Source organism: Lysinibacillus sp. NPDC092081 (genome assembly GCF_044755845.1).
Classification (GTDB): Bacteria; Bacillota; Bacilli; order Bacillales_A; family Planococcaceae; genus Lysinibacillus.
This window is the reverse complement of the sequence record NZ_JBIVRU010000008.1, coordinates 1-13,334: the sequence shown is the minus strand read 5'-3', so window position 1 is coordinate 13,334 and position 13,334 is coordinate 1. Positions and strand designations below refer to the sequence as shown.

Here is a 13,334-nt window from a genome sequence, read left to right as displayed (position 1 = left end):
TCTTAACATGGCTCGTAAACAACAAACTCGTAAACGTCGTGTGAAAAAGAATATCGAATCTGGTATCGCACACATTCGTTCTACATTTAACAATACAATCGTAACGATTACAGATATGCAAGGTAACGCTGTATCTTGGTCAAGTGCTGGTTCTCTTGGTTTCCGTGGTTCACGTAAATCTACACCATTCGCTGCTCAAATGGCTGCAGAAACTGCTGCTAAAGCATCCCTTGAACATGGTCTGAAAACGTTGGAAGTAACTGTTAAAGGTCCTGGTGCAGGTCGTGAAGCTGCAATTCGTGCACTTCAAGCTGCTGGTTTAGATGTAACTGCTATTAAAGACGTTACTCCAGTTCCTCATAATGGTTGCCGTCCGCCAAAACGTCGTCGCGTGTAATGGGTGCGTCTCATATTGTATGAGAACATCATTTTTTGTACAGACTGTCTTGTGCAGATAATAAACGATACGTCAATGACGATCGAATCTATGATGGAAAGAACCTATACATTCGATGTTTTGAAGGAGGGTAAATAAAATGATCGAAATTGAAAAACCAAAGATTGAAACGGTGGAGATCAGCGAAGATTCCAAATATGGAAAGTTTGTTGTAGAACCGCTTGAACGCGGATATGGAAACACTTTGGGTAATTCTTTACGTCGTATCCTTCTGTCTTCATTACCAGGAGCTGCTGTCACTTCAATTCAAATTGACGGTGTTCTTCACGAATTCTCAACTGTAGAAGGCGTTGTAGAGGATGTAGCTTCAATTATTTTGAACGTGAAAAAACTAGCTCTTAAAATCTACTCTGACGAAGAAAAAGTTATTGAGATTGATGTAAAAGGCGATGGTACAGTTACAGCTGCTGACATTACACATGACAGTGATGTAGAAATTTTAAACCCGGATCTATATATTGCAACAATCGCTAAAAACGGTCATTTACGTATGCGTATGTACGCTCAACGCGGCCGTGGTTACACTCCTGCTGATCAAAACAAACGTGAGGATCTTCCTATCGGCGTGATCCCGATCGACTCTATTTACACTCCAGTATCACGCGTCAATTTCCAAGTGGAAAATACTCGTGTAGGTCAGTCTTCTGACTACGATAAACTTTCTCTTGATGTGTGGACAGATGGTAGCATCGGTCCGAAAGAGGCGATTTCGCTCGGAGCAAAAATTTTAACCGAGCATCTAAACATCTTCGTGGGCATGACAGATGAGGCACAAACTGCTGAAATCATGGTCGAAAAAGAAGAAGATCAAAAAGAAAAAGTTTTAGAGATGACTATCGAAGAACTTGATCTTTCTGTTCGTTCTTATAACTGCTTAAAACGCGCTGGTATTAACACAGTACTAGAACTTGCGAATAAGTCAGAAGACGACATGATGAAAGTTCGTAACCTTGGACGTAAGTCATTAGAAGAAGTAAAAGCGAAGTTAGAAGAGCTTGGTTTAGGATTACGCAAAGAAGACTAAGCGATTTAAACAAAACTTATAAGATCAGATATTCTTTATAAAGGAGGGAAACATCCATGGGTTACAGAAAACTTGGTCGTACAAGTTCTCAACGTAAAGCGATGTTACGTGACTTAGCTACTGATTTAATCATCAACGAGCGTATCGAAACTACTGAGGCTCGCGCTAAAGAAGTACGTAAAGCTGTTGAAAAAATGATTACTTTAGGTAAACGCGGAGATTTACATGCACGCCGTCAAGCTGCTGCATTCATCCGTCGTGAACTAGTAACAACTACAGATGCAGAAGGTAACGAAACAACATCATTTGCACTTCAAAAGTTATTTGATGATGTTGCACCACGTTATGCAGAACGTCAAGGTGGTTACACTCGTATTCTTAAAGTAGGTCCTCGTCGTGGTGACGGTGCACCTGTTGTTGTGATTGAATTAGTTTAATCATAAGAGAAGACAAGTGGTGAAGAGGGTGGAATCACCACCCTCTTTCTTTATAAAATGATTTATACGACAAATAATTAAGCTGAGCGTTATGATGAGCGGACACTGTTGTGTGGCGTCTCGTTTAGCTCTCCGCACCTCATTCAGAGGGAACAAGGGCTTGAGCACCCGTGTTTCTTGAAAATGTAACGACTAGCGCATTTCTATCGAATGAGGTGCGCGCTTTTTTATTTTTTAAGGAAGTATGATAGCGCCAATTTAGTGGTGCTTTTTTTTATATACTCGTTTTATAATAGCGCTCGCCAGAATGTTTGGGGTGCCTCACTCCAATATTTGATGTATTCTTGAAAAAATAACCTATAAATTATATTTATCCCTATATATTTCAAGTGAAATATATGAAAAGTGATTTTAGCACTTTTCTTTTATCGACATACTTATTGTAGTAGAATTCATACATAAAAAAGTGTAAGTTAGTTAGTAGAGCTGAGCATGTAGAGAGGAGTTCTAGAAATGCCAGAAATTTTATCATTAAATAATGTGACATTTTCATATACACCAGAAGAAAAAGAAAATCGCAATGCTGTTGAAAATGTAAGCTTTGCGGTACAGGAAGGGGAATGGATTGCCATTGTTGGCCATAACGGTTCCGGTAAATCCACTATTGCAAAGCTTATGAATGGTTTGCTTTACCCCCAACAGGGCGATGTACGTATATTACGTGAACCATTAAGTGAAGAAAACTTATGGGCAAGCCGCTCACAGATGGGCATGGTTTTTCAAAATCCAGACAATCAATTTGTTGGAGCGACAGTGCAGGATGATGTTGCTTTTGCTCTTGAAAATAACGGAGTACCGTTTGAAGAGATGGTAGAACGTGTACATGCAGCACTCGAACAAGTAAAAATGAGTGATTTTTTAGATCATGAGCCACATCATTTATCAGGCGGGCAAAAGCAGCGTGTTGCGATTGCAGGTGCACTTGCGATGAAACCCAAGCTCCTTATTTTAGATGAGGCAACGTCTATGCTAGATCCCCAGGGGCGTGCTGAGGTATTACAAACAGTTCAAACTTTGCGTGCTGAAACAGGGTTAACGGTAATATCTATTACGCATGATTTAGAGGAAGCCATGCTGGCAGATCGTGTACTCTTTATGAATGATGGACAGAAATTTGCTGAGGGTACACCTGCTGAAATTTTTGCACTTGGGGACAAGTTAGTTGAGTTTGGGCTAGACTTGCCATTTGCCATGAAGTTATCAAAGTTATTGCAAAAGGAAGGTGTTCCGTTAATGGGGCAACATATGACAGAAGAAGAGTTGGTGAATGATTTATGGACATCAAACTTCAACAAGTAAGCTATGCCTATTCACAAGGTACACCTTTTGAAAAACGTGCATTATTCGATGTGGATTTTGAAATTCCTTCACATACGTATCAGGCAATTATCGGACATACCGGTTCCGGTAAATCGACAATTCTTCAGCATTTTAATGCACTTCTAAGACCAACTTCTGGGGAAGTACATATTGGAGATCGCATTGTTGTAGCTGGAAAAAAGGCGAAGAATTTGAAGGCTGTACGTCAAAAGGTAGGTATTGTATTTCAATTCCCGGAGCATCAGCTATTTGAAGAAACCGTATTAAAGGATATCATGTTTGGTCCTATGAACTTTGGTGTATCAGAGCAAGAAGCTGAAGCGCGAGCAAAAGAGCTTGTAGGCTTAGTAGGCTTACCAGAGAACGTACTTGAAAAATCACCTTTTGATTTATCGGGTGGACAAATGCGCAGGGTAGCAATCGCTGGCGTTTTAGCGATGGAACCTGAAGTTATTGTTTTAGATGAACCAACTGCAGGGCTTGATCCACGCGGTCAGAAAGAGATTATGGATATGTTTTATAAGCTACACAAGGAACGTGGCCTAACGACGATACTCGTTACGCACAGTATGGAGGACGCAGCTCGTTATGCAGACAATATTGTCATTATGCATGAAGGAAAAAATGTACTAAGTGGCATACCACAAGAAATTTTCAAAGATGTAGAGACATTAAAAAATTTCCGCTTAGAACCACCTCGTATCGTACGCTTTCAACAAAAAATCGAAAAAATGATAAACAAAACCTTCTCAAAGATATGCTTAACCGAAGAAGAGCTGGCCACTGAAATTGCTCGAGTGCTAAGAGAGGGGCGTGGACAGTCATGATGGAGAAAATGATATTTGGGCGCTTCCTTCCAGGGGATTCTCCAGTTCATAAGCTCGATCCACGATCAAAGCTTATATTTGTGTTTGCATTCATTATTATTGTTTTTTTAGCAAACAACATAGTGACATATGCCTTGCTATTGGCTTTTACCTTACTCATTGTGCTAGTATCACGTATTCGTCTGTATTTTTTAATTAATGGTCTAAAGCCAGTACTTTTTTTAATGGCATTTACCTTCTTGATTCATATATTTATGACGAAAGAAGGTGCCCCAGTATTTGAGTGGAAGTTTATCACTATCTATGAGGAAGGTATCCGACAAGGGATATTTATTTCGATACGTTTCCTAGTTCTAGTGTTTATGACATCTATCTTAACGCTTACAACGTCACCGATTTCCATTACCGATGGCATTGAAGTACTGCTAAATCCATTAAAAGCGGTGAAAGTACCTGTACATGAGTTAGCTCTGATGATGTCTATTTCATTGCGCTTTATACCAACGTTAATGGATGAGACAGATAAAATTATGAAAGCACAAATGGCACGTGGTTCGGATTTATCTTCTGGACCAATAAAGGATCGTATTAAAGCGGTTGTGCCATTACTGGTACCTCTCTTTGTAAGTGCTTTTAAACGAGCTGAGGACTTAGCAACAGCTATGGAAGTAAGAGGTTACCGTGGAGGCGAAGGGCGTACAAGGTATCGCAAGCTAAAGTGGGATATGAGTGATACATTTTCCCTTGTGTTTTTAGTAGCGATGGCCGCTTTACTATTCTTCTATAGAAGTTAAAAAGGAGTAAGCTTTATGCGACGATTAAAAGCAATTATAAGTTATGATGGAACGCAATTTTCTGGCTATCAAGTACAGCCTGGAGAACGCACAGTACAGGCAGAGCTTGAGCGTGTTCTAGCCATTATGCATAAAGGGGAAAAGATAAAGGTAACAGCTAGTGGACGTACAGATGCAAGGGTGCATGCAACAGGTCAAACATTGCATTTTGATTCACCACTCGCGATTCCAGTAGATAAATACATGAAGGCATTGAATGTTCAACTGCCAAGAGATATTCGGGTAATGTTGATTGAAGAAGTTGCTGTAGACTTTCATGCGCGCTACAGTGTAACAGGGAAGCGGTACCGATATATATGGTCATGTGAGCCTGTACAGAGTCCATTCCGCAGACATTACACTGTAGAGACAAATGGTGTGAAACCAAATGTTGAGGCAATGCAGGAGGCAGCAAAAGCTATTATCGGTACCCATGATTTTTCATGCTTTTGTGCAGCCAATACAAGTGTCAAAGATAAGGTACGGACAGTAACTTCACTACAATTTGAATGGTATGGTGAAGAGCTTCATATGGTGATTGAAGGAAATGGCTTCTTATATAACATGGTTCGTATTATTGCAGGCACACTGTGGGAAGTTGGTATAGGACGCCGTGACATTGAGAACATGGAGTTAGTCGTTAAATCTATGAATCGCGATAAAGCAGGTAAAACTGCACCTCCTCAAGGTCTGTATCTTGAGAAAGTATTCTATTAAAAGGGTTCGTCACCATAGCGTTGTAATTGCGTCCGGATTTTGAATTGTGCCCGCGAATGTTATAGAAATCTTGAAACGAAATAACATTATATTAAAAATGAAGGCTAATAAAAGCCCTAATTTAACCAAGAAATGAATCTGAACAACTTCTCCAGGTGTTTATTGAAATTGCTTGACTTTAAAAGTCATTCATTATATGATAACAGATGGTATTTTCATTACCACCACAAATAAGCCCCGAAAACTTATAGTGTAGTCTAATGAAAAATAACGGTAATCGAATTGATTAGGAGGATATATACATGCGTACAACATTCATGGCTAAAGGTCACGAAGTAGACCGTAAATGGCTAGTAGTTGATGCAGAAGGCCAAACTCTTGGACGTTTAGCTTCTGAAGTAGCTGCTATCTTACGTGGTAAACATAAACCAACATTCACACCAAACGTTGACACAGGTGATCACGTAATCATCATCAACGCTGACAAAATCCATTTAACTGGTAACAAATTAGAGGGTAAACTTTACCGTCACCATACTCAATTTGCGGGTGGTTTAAAAACTCGTACTGCTGGTGAAATGCTAGATAAGTACCCAACAAGAATGATCGAATTAGCAATTAAAGGGATGCTTCCTAAAAACTCTTTAGGTCGCAAAATGTTCACTAAACTTAATGTTTACACTGGAACAGAGCATCCACATGCTGCACAAAAACCAGAAGCATACGAGCTTCGCGGATAATATAAATTAAGAGGAGGATATTACTTTGGCACAAGTTCAATACATCGGCACTGGTCGCCGTAAAAGCTCTGTAGCTCGCGTACGTTTAGTACCAGGTACAGGTAAAATTGTTATCAACAAACGTGAAATCGAAGAATACGTACCATTCGCTGCATTACGTGAAGTAATTAAACAACCATTAGTAGCTACTGAAACTACAGGAAGCTATGATATCCACGTAAACGTTAACGGTGGTGGATACACTGGTCAAGCTGGTGCAGTACGTCACGGTATCGCTCGTGCTCTACTTCAAGTAGACCCAGATTTCCGTGCTGCATTAAAATCTGCTGGATTACTTACTCGTGATTCACGCATGAAAGAACGTAAAAAACCAGGTCTACGCGGCGCTCGTCGTGCACCTCAGTTCTCAAAACGTTAATATCGTTGTTATATCAACGTTTTCAAGCCCTTTCTCGAATTTTCGAGAAAGGGTTTTTTATTTGGAAAATGCTACACTTTAGTTCTTGATACTTCACGTTCAAGGATTTCAAGATATCCTGAAGCAATGTTATTGTCTTGAAGTAGCAATTGTGATGTGTATTTTACATAGATATGGCTGATACTACTTTTAGGTTGTTTATTCTGAAAATGGAGGTCAATATATGAAAAGGTTATTAATATTATCACTTGCAGCAATGGCACTTCTTGGTGCATGTCAAAATAAAACTGACGTGAAAAAAACTGAGGAAGTAAAAACAGGAAATAATGCAGATCAAAGACAGGTAGAAATAACAAAAGGTCAAGCGAATGCCAAAATTCTCAGTAGTACAGATTGGCAAGCTACAAAAGTTTACGATAAAAACAATAAAGATTTAACAGCAGAGAATTCAAATTTAATGGGCCTTGCGAAATATGATGATGATTCAGGACGCTATGAATTCTTCGATCCAAATACAGCTGGAAGCATCGACGATAAAGGAATTTTCTTTATTACGAATGACGGAAAGCATAGAATATTGATCTCAGAAACGAAAAATTACCAAGAAGTCGTGGATATTACTAAGCTAACAAATAATATGTTTACTTATAAACGAGTGGGGAAAGATGCAAATGGTAGCGATGTAGAGGTATTCGTTGAGCATACTCCTTATAAGGAAAAACACCTAACATTTACAGCACCAGATAAAAAATTAAATCAGTCTACAGGCCCTATTGTTAAGGACGTGGATGGAGACAAAATTTTAGCTGGTACGCTGTGGCAAGGAACGGTTGTATTAGATGCAAACAAAAATGATGTAACACAATATAATACAAATTTTATTAGCATTGCGAAATATGATGCTAATACGAATAAATATGAATTTTTCAATCCTGAAACAGGTAAAAGTCGTGGCGACTATGGATACTTTAATGTGATCGATGGGAATAAATTAAGAGCTCATGTTTCGATTGGTGAAAATAAATATGGTGCTGTACTCGAAATTACTGAGCTAAATAATAAGAAATTCACATATATCAGAACTGGTAAAGATAAAGACGGTAAGGATATAACAATATTCGTTGAGCATGAACCTTATAAAGGCAACTTTAAACCAGAATTTACACTAAAATAAAAATTAACGGCATTAGTCCTTGTATTGTTAATGGATTAATGCCGTTTTAGCATTACTAAAAAAGTGTCTTCCATTACAAGTTCAAACTCTCAACTTTAATACTTGAGAGTTTTTTTTACTTTCTGGCATAGTTCAATCACTAACTTCGTACACTATCTGTAAAAGGGTGGTGGATATGGGTGAAGCGCTGGCTTGCACTAGGAGTAATTATGCTAATGAGTATAGTGGTCGTGGCATATGAAACGAATGCTTCGAACCGTAACTTCTTCTTACCGGACCCACTTGGTGGCGTAAAAATTGTCATTGATGCGGGACACGGAGGTCAGGATGGAGGTGCTTCAAAGGGCGAAGTAATTGAAAAGGATATTACACTTGCAATTGCTCAGCATGTGGAGAAGCAATTAAAGAAAAAAGGCGCAACAGTTGTAATGACTCGAACAAAAGATGGAGATGTTATTGATGAGCACGCGTCGTCAGAAAAGTTTGGAACATTGAGAGAACGAAAGAAGCAGGACATCTTTTTAAGAAAAGACATAGTAGAAAAAGAAAAACCGGATCTTTTTATTACAATTCATGCAAATGCCATTCCTGAAACAAAGTGGCGTGGTGCACAGGTGTTTTATCATAAAGAAGGACATGCTGAAAGTGAATTATTAGCAAAGAGCATTCAAGATTCCATTCGCACTAATTTGAAAAATACAGACCGGGAAGCAATGTCTATAAAACAAATTTATTTACTGAAAAAAGCTGAGGTACCTGCTGCACTAGTAGAAACAGGGTTTATAAGTAATGAAGAGGAACGCGCACTATTAACCGATAAGAAATACCAAGAAAAAATGGGAGATGCTATTGTTGAAGGTATAGAAGAGTATTTATTAGCTAAAATTGAATAGAGCAACTACACAACGTAAATCAAGCCATTATGATATACTAACATTGAGATAATATAAGGGGAGTGTTCGTCGTGATAACTGAACAACAAGTACGAGAAATACTAGGACAACTACAAGATCCATTTTTACATAAATCATTTGCAGAAACAGACGGTATTACAAACGTAGCGATAAAAGAAGAGAAGAATCACGTCAGTGTAAAAATTGCGATTGCTAAAACAAATACACCTGAACAATTACAGCTACAAATGAAAATTGTTGAAGTATTGAAGGAAGCGGGTGCAAATACAGTTGGTATTCGTTTCGAAGAGCTGTCAACAGAAAAACTACAGAGCTTCCGTGGCGTAGCAACTGAGGCTGAGGCACAAGATATTTTATCTCCACTTAGCACAGTACAAGTTATTTCAATTGCCTCTGGTAAAGGCGGTGTAGGGAAATCTACAGTATCAGTTAACTTAGCTGTTGCATTAGCGCGTTTAGGTAAGAAGGTTGGCTTGATTGATGCTGATATTTATGGGTTCAGTGTGCCTGATATGATGGGTGTTACAGATATGCCCAAAGTGGTAGACAATCGAATTTTTCCTGTTGATCGTTTAGGTGTGAAAATGATTTCAATGGGCTTCTTTGTTGAAAATAATGCACCAATTGTATGGCGTGGACCAATGTTAGGTAAAGTGTTAGATCAGTTCTTCCGTGATGTAGAATGGGGTGAGCTAGACTATCTACTATTGGATTTACCACCAGGTACAGGTGACGTTGCATTAGATATTCACCAAATGCTTCCTTCGTCAAAAGAAATCGTCGTAACAACACCGCATCCAACGGCAGCGTTTGTTGCAGCTCGTGCAGGTGCAATGGCTTTACAAACAGACCATGAGATTTTAGGTGTTATTGAAAACATGGCATGGTATGAATCGAAATCAGGTGACCGTGAATTCGTATTCGGTCAAGGTGGAGGTCCAAAGTTAGCAGAAGAACTACGTACAGAGCTACTTGGTCAAATTCCTCTTGGTCAGCCTGACTGGTCAGAAGAAGATTTTGCACCTTCTGTTTATGCTGAAAAACACACAACAGGACAAATCTATTTAGACATCGCGACGAACATCATCAATAAATTAAATTAATAATGAAAACGGATTTCCTCAAACAATGGAGGAAATCCGTTTTTAAATATAAAGGGTTATTGTGAGCTTGATTGCTCCGAGTCTGAGCCTCCGCCACCAGAACCACCGCCAGCTTCCTTTTTCCCGCCGCCAGCTTCTTTTTTCTCACCACCAGTTTTACCTGTCTCGCCGCCGCTCTTCCTAATAAGCTCCTGCCATTTTGTTTGCATAAGCGGACTTTCAATCGTTTCCTTGACGACTTCCTCCATTTGTTTTCTCATATTGGAGGATTTTAGAATAGTCTCTAACTGCTTTTGCATATCTGGCTGACCGAAGAAAGCCTCCATATCTTTTTGGAAAGAGGGGTCTTTTATTAATTCCTTCATAATATCCTGTTGTTGCTTCTGCATACTTTTAGCTACGGTTTCCTTGAATTTTGGATCTTCGAACGTTTTCTTCCAAAAGTCTTCTGCTTCTTTGGAAAGCAAGGTAGTCTCAGTAGCCTTCTTCACTTCATCATGCTCCAAAACTAATAATTCACGGAAACTTGGTTCCTCTAAAAGCTTTCGCAGCGCCTTTTTACCATCCTCGGTTTGTAAAGAGTCGATCATTATTTTTTTTATTTCTTCATAGGACATGGTAGAGGCTTTTTCTTGTGAACAGGCAGAAAGAAACAGCATTAGAATTAGCAGTAAGATGAATTTTCGCATCAATCATCAGTCCTTTCTATAAATAGACTCTTTCAATTATTGTTCACATTTATGATGACTTTATGTATTGGTTACGATGAGAAATAGCTTTTTTAACAATGCATTGTTAAAATAAGTACAGATATATATTGAGAAATTGGGGGACTTTTAGTTGTGACGATACGAAATTGGGCAAAGTTTTTCTTCTTTGCAATGCTCGTTGGTGGCGCAGTCAACGGAATTTGCAGTTTATTTATTCGATGGGACTTCTTCCAGCCATATATAACAAATGGTCACTGGGGTGAATTTTTTGCCGGGCTTTTATGGATGGTTTTCTTAGGATTTACAATGAGTGTTATTGCACAAGCAGGCTTTTTTGCTTATTTAACGCTTCATCAAGTAGGGGTTAATATTTTTAGAACACTTACACTATGGAATTGGGTACAGCTATTATTAATTGCTTTTACTATTTTTGATATTATATTCTTCCGCTTTATACCAGGTGTAAAAGATGGACAAAGCTGGTTATTCTATGTTGGCTTGTTAATTGTATTACTATTAGGTGCTATAGCAACAGCCGCTCAAAAAGTAAAATTAACAGGAAAAAAACATGTTTTCATTTCCGCTATATTTTTTATGATTGTCGTTACAACTCTGGAATGGACAATTGCATTAATGGGTCGCGATGAAAATATTAACGAGTATGTTGCATTACTACTCTTCCCGTTACTCGCTGTAAATGCTTATCAATTATTAGTATTACCAAAATATAATGCAAAATCCGAAGAAGATCGTCAAAGATTAGAAGCACGCCGCAAAGCGCGTCGTGAACAAGCTAAAAATGCATAATAACAAAAGAAGTTGCCTCTATTAGTTGGGGGCAACTTCTTTGTTATACCGCATTAACGGGCAGTAATTACCGAAAGAGAAGCGTCAGGTACAAGACTCCTGCCGTAAAATTTAGCGAAAGTAAAGAAGATAGGTGGAAGATCAACTACCCGTAAAACCCGATTGGTGAAGACTAATAATCCGTGGGGATGAAGAAAATCCCCACTGATTAAAGTTTCACTTTACCCCGCATTAACGGGCAGTAATTGTGTACCGAAAGAGAAGCATCGGTACAACCTTGAGATTTAATCGGAAGCAAAAAATTATGGGAGGTTAACTGCCCGTAAAAGCCCGATTGGTGAAGACTAATAATCAGTGGGGATGAAGAAAATCCCCACTGATTAAAGTTTCACTTTACCCCGCATTAACGGGCAGTAATTGTGTACCGAAAGAGAAGCATCGGTACAACCTTGAAATTTAATCGGAAGCAAAAAATTATGGGAGGTTAACTGCCCGTAAAAGCCCGATTGGTGAAGACTAATAATCCGTGGGGATGAGGAAAACCCCACTGATTAAAGTTTCACTTTACCCCGCATTAACGGGCAGTAATTGTGTACCGAAAGAGAAGCATCGGTACAACCTTGAGATTTAATCGGAAGCAAAAAATTATGGGAGGTTAACTGCCCGTAAAAGCCCGATTGGTGAAGACTAATAATCAGTGGGGATGAAGAAAACCCCACTGATTAAAGTTTCACTTTACCCCGCATTAACGGGCAGTAATTGTGTACCGAAAGAGAAGCATCGGTACAACCTTGAGATTTAACCGGAAGCAAAAAATTATGGGAGGTTAACTGCCCGTAAAAGCCCGATTGGTGAAGACTAATAATCCGTGGGGATGAAGAAAATCCCCACGGATTAAAGTTTCACTTTATGGTGATTTTTTAGTTTGAACTTTATAACCGAATATATTTTCCTCAATCGACATAAATTTATTTTGTTGTAGAAATGTATTCAGCTCTTTAATCGGGATTTTATTATTTTGGTGTAAAGACATAAAAACAAAATCTCCCTTTTGTAATTTAGGTGTTTTTTCACCTTTCCAGATTAGAGAGGGAGAAAGTATATTCATCTGCTGTTGAAATAAGTTATTTTGTAAATCCTGCGAATACTGGTGATTTCGTGTTGCAAACCAAAGTGGGGTTTCTTGAAAATGCTTTTCGTAAGTATTAATATCTTTTTGAACAACGGCAAAATCAATTGGCTTATCCACGGAATCCTCTGGCCCTAATAATCCTCTAGGTAGTTTTCGTTCTTGAATGACTTTTAGGTGCTCGGGTGAACGTTCAATCCATGCAGCATCTAACAAAAGAAGCGGATAAGGTTCTTTTACAGTTTTAAGCCAGTCCAACAGGGTTTCATCAGAGAAAGAAATTTCGACAATAAGTGATGTACCATAATGTCCTTTTGTTACAACTGCTGGAGCATCAGCGATGTTAAATACAGAAATCATAGTAGAATTTATCGGCTTTATAAAGACAAACAGTATTACGATAAAAATCAGTGAAATCAACGTTTTACGAACCATCATAACAACCTCGTTTCTATATTTTTAAACGAAAAAATAAAGTTCTTAAAAAAACTTATGATTTAATGTTGACTTTCATGAATAATCGATGTTATTATGTATAAGTCGCCAAGAGGTGACGCAGTAAACGAAAAAATGAACCTTGAAAACTGAACAAGCAAAACGTAATCAATAAAGTTTTTAGTAGCTAACCTTGAGTTGGTGAACGAAACAAAATTTTGGACATCAA

At 38.5% G+C, this 13,334-nt stretch carries 15 protein-coding genes; 13 read left to right on the top strand and 2 right to left on the bottom strand.

What is annotated here, in order from left to right; translation table 11 throughout:
* Positions 1-7 precede the first annotated feature (7 nt).
* From rpsK to ACIQLB_RS13220, 12 genes are all read left to right on the top strand, one after another.
* On the top strand, positions 8-397 hold the full coding sequence (gene rpsK / locus ACIQLB_RS13275) for a 30S ribosomal protein S11 (protein WP_049662876.1): 390 nt from the start codon (positions 8-10) through the stop codon (positions 395-397).
* Between the two features lie 139 nt (positions 398-536).
* On the top strand, positions 537-1,481 hold the full coding sequence (locus ACIQLB_RS13270) for a DNA-directed RNA polymerase subunit alpha (RefSeq protein WP_004233733.1): 945 nt from the start codon (positions 537-539) through the stop codon (positions 1,479-1,481).
* Between the two features lie 56 nt (positions 1,482-1,537).
* Positions 1,538-1,918 carry a 50S ribosomal protein L17 gene (rplQ, locus tag ACIQLB_RS13265; RefSeq protein ID WP_012296051.1) on the top strand — a complete coding sequence of 127 codons (381 nt, stop codon included), beginning with the start codon at positions 1,538-1,540 and terminating at the stop codon, positions 1,916-1,918.
* 513 nt (positions 1,919-2,431) lie between these two features.
* Complete coding sequence (locus tag ACIQLB_RS13260) at positions 2,432-3,277, top strand: energy-coupling factor ABC transporter ATP-binding protein (protein WP_400726335.1); 846 nt, start codon at positions 2,432-2,434, stop codon at positions 3,275-3,277.
* Complete coding sequence (locus ACIQLB_RS13255; RefSeq protein ID WP_400726332.1) at positions 3,253-4,125, top strand: energy-coupling factor ABC transporter ATP-binding protein; 873 nt, start codon at positions 3,253-3,255, stop codon at positions 4,123-4,125. Before ACIQLB_RS13260 ends, ACIQLB_RS13255 begins: the two co-directional genes overlap by 25 nt.
* The gene (locus tag ACIQLB_RS13250) at positions 4,122-4,919 is read left to right on the top strand and encodes an energy-coupling factor transporter transmembrane component T family protein (RefSeq protein WP_400726330.1); all 798 of its coding nucleotides are present in this window, start codon (positions 4,122-4,124) and stop codon (positions 4,917-4,919) included. Before ACIQLB_RS13255 ends, ACIQLB_RS13250 begins: the two co-directional genes overlap by 4 nt.
* Positions 4,920-4,934: 15 nt before the next feature.
* Entirely contained in the window at positions 4,935-5,675 is a 741-nt protein-coding gene (truA, locus tag ACIQLB_RS13245; RefSeq protein ID WP_400726327.1) for a tRNA pseudouridine(38-40) synthase TruA, read from the top strand.
* A 302-nt stretch (positions 5,676-5,977) separates the two neighbouring features.
* Entirely contained in the window at positions 5,978-6,415 is a 438-nt protein-coding gene (rplM, locus tag ACIQLB_RS13240; protein WP_049662886.1) for a 50S ribosomal protein L13, read from the top strand.
* Positions 6,416-6,440: 25 nt separating this feature from the next.
* A complete protein-coding gene (gene rpsI / locus ACIQLB_RS13235; RefSeq protein WP_004233744.1) occupies positions 6,441-6,833 on the top strand; it encodes a 30S ribosomal protein S9 in 393 nt (130 codons plus the stop codon).
* 223 nt (positions 6,834-7,056) lie between these two features.
* Positions 7,057-8,007, top strand: coding sequence for a DUF4822 domain-containing protein (locus tag ACIQLB_RS13230; protein ID WP_400726322.1), 951 nt, complete (start codon positions 7,057-7,059; stop codon positions 8,005-8,007).
* A gap of 179 nt (positions 8,008-8,186) precedes the next feature.
* Positions 8,187-8,900 carry an N-acetylmuramoyl-L-alanine amidase gene (locus ACIQLB_RS13225; protein WP_400726319.1) on the top strand — a complete coding sequence of 238 codons (714 nt, stop codon included), beginning with the start codon at positions 8,187-8,189 and terminating at the stop codon, positions 8,898-8,900.
* A gap of 71 nt (positions 8,901-8,971) precedes the next feature.
* A complete protein-coding gene (locus tag ACIQLB_RS13220) occupies positions 8,972-10,024 on the top strand; it encodes a P-loop NTPase (protein ID WP_400726316.1) in 1,053 nt (350 codons plus the stop codon).
* Positions 10,025-10,080: 56 nt separating this feature from the next.
* Here ACIQLB_RS13220 and gerD read toward each other — a convergent pair whose 3' ends face one another.
* Positions 10,081-10,713 (bottom strand): spore germination lipoprotein GerD, encoded by a 633-nt coding sequence (gene gerD / locus ACIQLB_RS13215; protein WP_400726313.1) that lies wholly within the window; start codon positions 10,711-10,713, stop codon positions 10,081-10,083.
* A 153-nt stretch (positions 10,714-10,866) separates the two neighbouring features.
* Here gerD and ACIQLB_RS13210 point away from each other — a divergent pair, with 153 nt between their 5' ends.
* Positions 10,867-11,541 carry a KinB-signaling pathway activation protein gene (locus ACIQLB_RS13210; RefSeq protein ID WP_400726310.1) on the top strand — a complete coding sequence of 225 codons (675 nt, stop codon included), beginning with the start codon at positions 10,867-10,869 and terminating at the stop codon, positions 11,539-11,541.
* 907 nt (positions 11,542-12,448) lie between these two features.
* Here ACIQLB_RS13210 and ACIQLB_RS13205 read toward each other — a convergent pair.
* Positions 12,449-13,108: a hypothetical protein gene (locus tag ACIQLB_RS13205; protein ID WP_400726307.1), complete on the bottom strand. Its 660-nt coding sequence runs from the start codon at positions 13,106-13,108 to the stop codon at positions 12,449-12,451.
* Positions 13,109-13,334 lie beyond the last annotated feature (226 nt).

What these genes read in the sequence shown, in the direction of transcription:
- rpsK (WP_049662876.1), top strand. Translation starts at nt 8, where the DNA reads ATGGCTCGTAAACAACAAACTCGTAAACGTCGTGTGAAAAAGAATATC.
- ACIQLB_RS13270 (WP_004233733.1), top strand. Translation starts at nt 537, where the DNA reads ATGATCGAAATTGAAAAACCAAAGATTGAAACGGTGGAGATCAGCGAA.
- rplQ (WP_012296051.1), top strand. Translation starts at nt 1,538, where the DNA reads ATGGGTTACAGAAAACTTGGTCGTACAAGTTCTCAACGTAAAGCGATG.
- ACIQLB_RS13260 (WP_400726335.1), top strand. Translation starts at nt 2,432, where the DNA reads ATGCCAGAAATTTTATCATTAAATAATGTGACATTTTCATATACACCA.
- ACIQLB_RS13255 (WP_400726332.1), top strand. Translation starts at nt 3,253, where the DNA reads ATGGACATCAAACTTCAACAAGTAAGCTATGCCTATTCACAAGGTACA.
- ACIQLB_RS13250 (WP_400726330.1), top strand. Translation starts at nt 4,122, where the DNA reads ATGATGGAGAAAATGATATTTGGGCGCTTCCTTCCAGGGGATTCTCCA.
- truA (WP_400726327.1), top strand. Translation starts at nt 4,935, where the DNA reads ATGCGACGATTAAAAGCAATTATAAGTTATGATGGAACGCAATTTTCT.
- rplM (WP_049662886.1), top strand. Translation starts at nt 5,978, where the DNA reads ATGCGTACAACATTCATGGCTAAAGGTCACGAAGTAGACCGTAAATGG.
- ACIQLB_RS13230 (WP_400726322.1), top strand. Translation starts at nt 7,057, where the DNA reads ATGAAAAGGTTATTAATATTATCACTTGCAGCAATGGCACTTCTTGGT.
- gerD (WP_400726313.1), bottom strand. Translation starts at nt 10,713, where the DNA reads ATGCGAAAATTCATCTTACTGCTAATTCTAATGCTGTTTCTTTCTGCC.
- ACIQLB_RS13205 (WP_400726307.1), bottom strand. Translation starts at nt 13,108, where the DNA reads ATGATGGTTCGTAAAACGTTGATTTCACTGATTTTTATCGTAATACTG.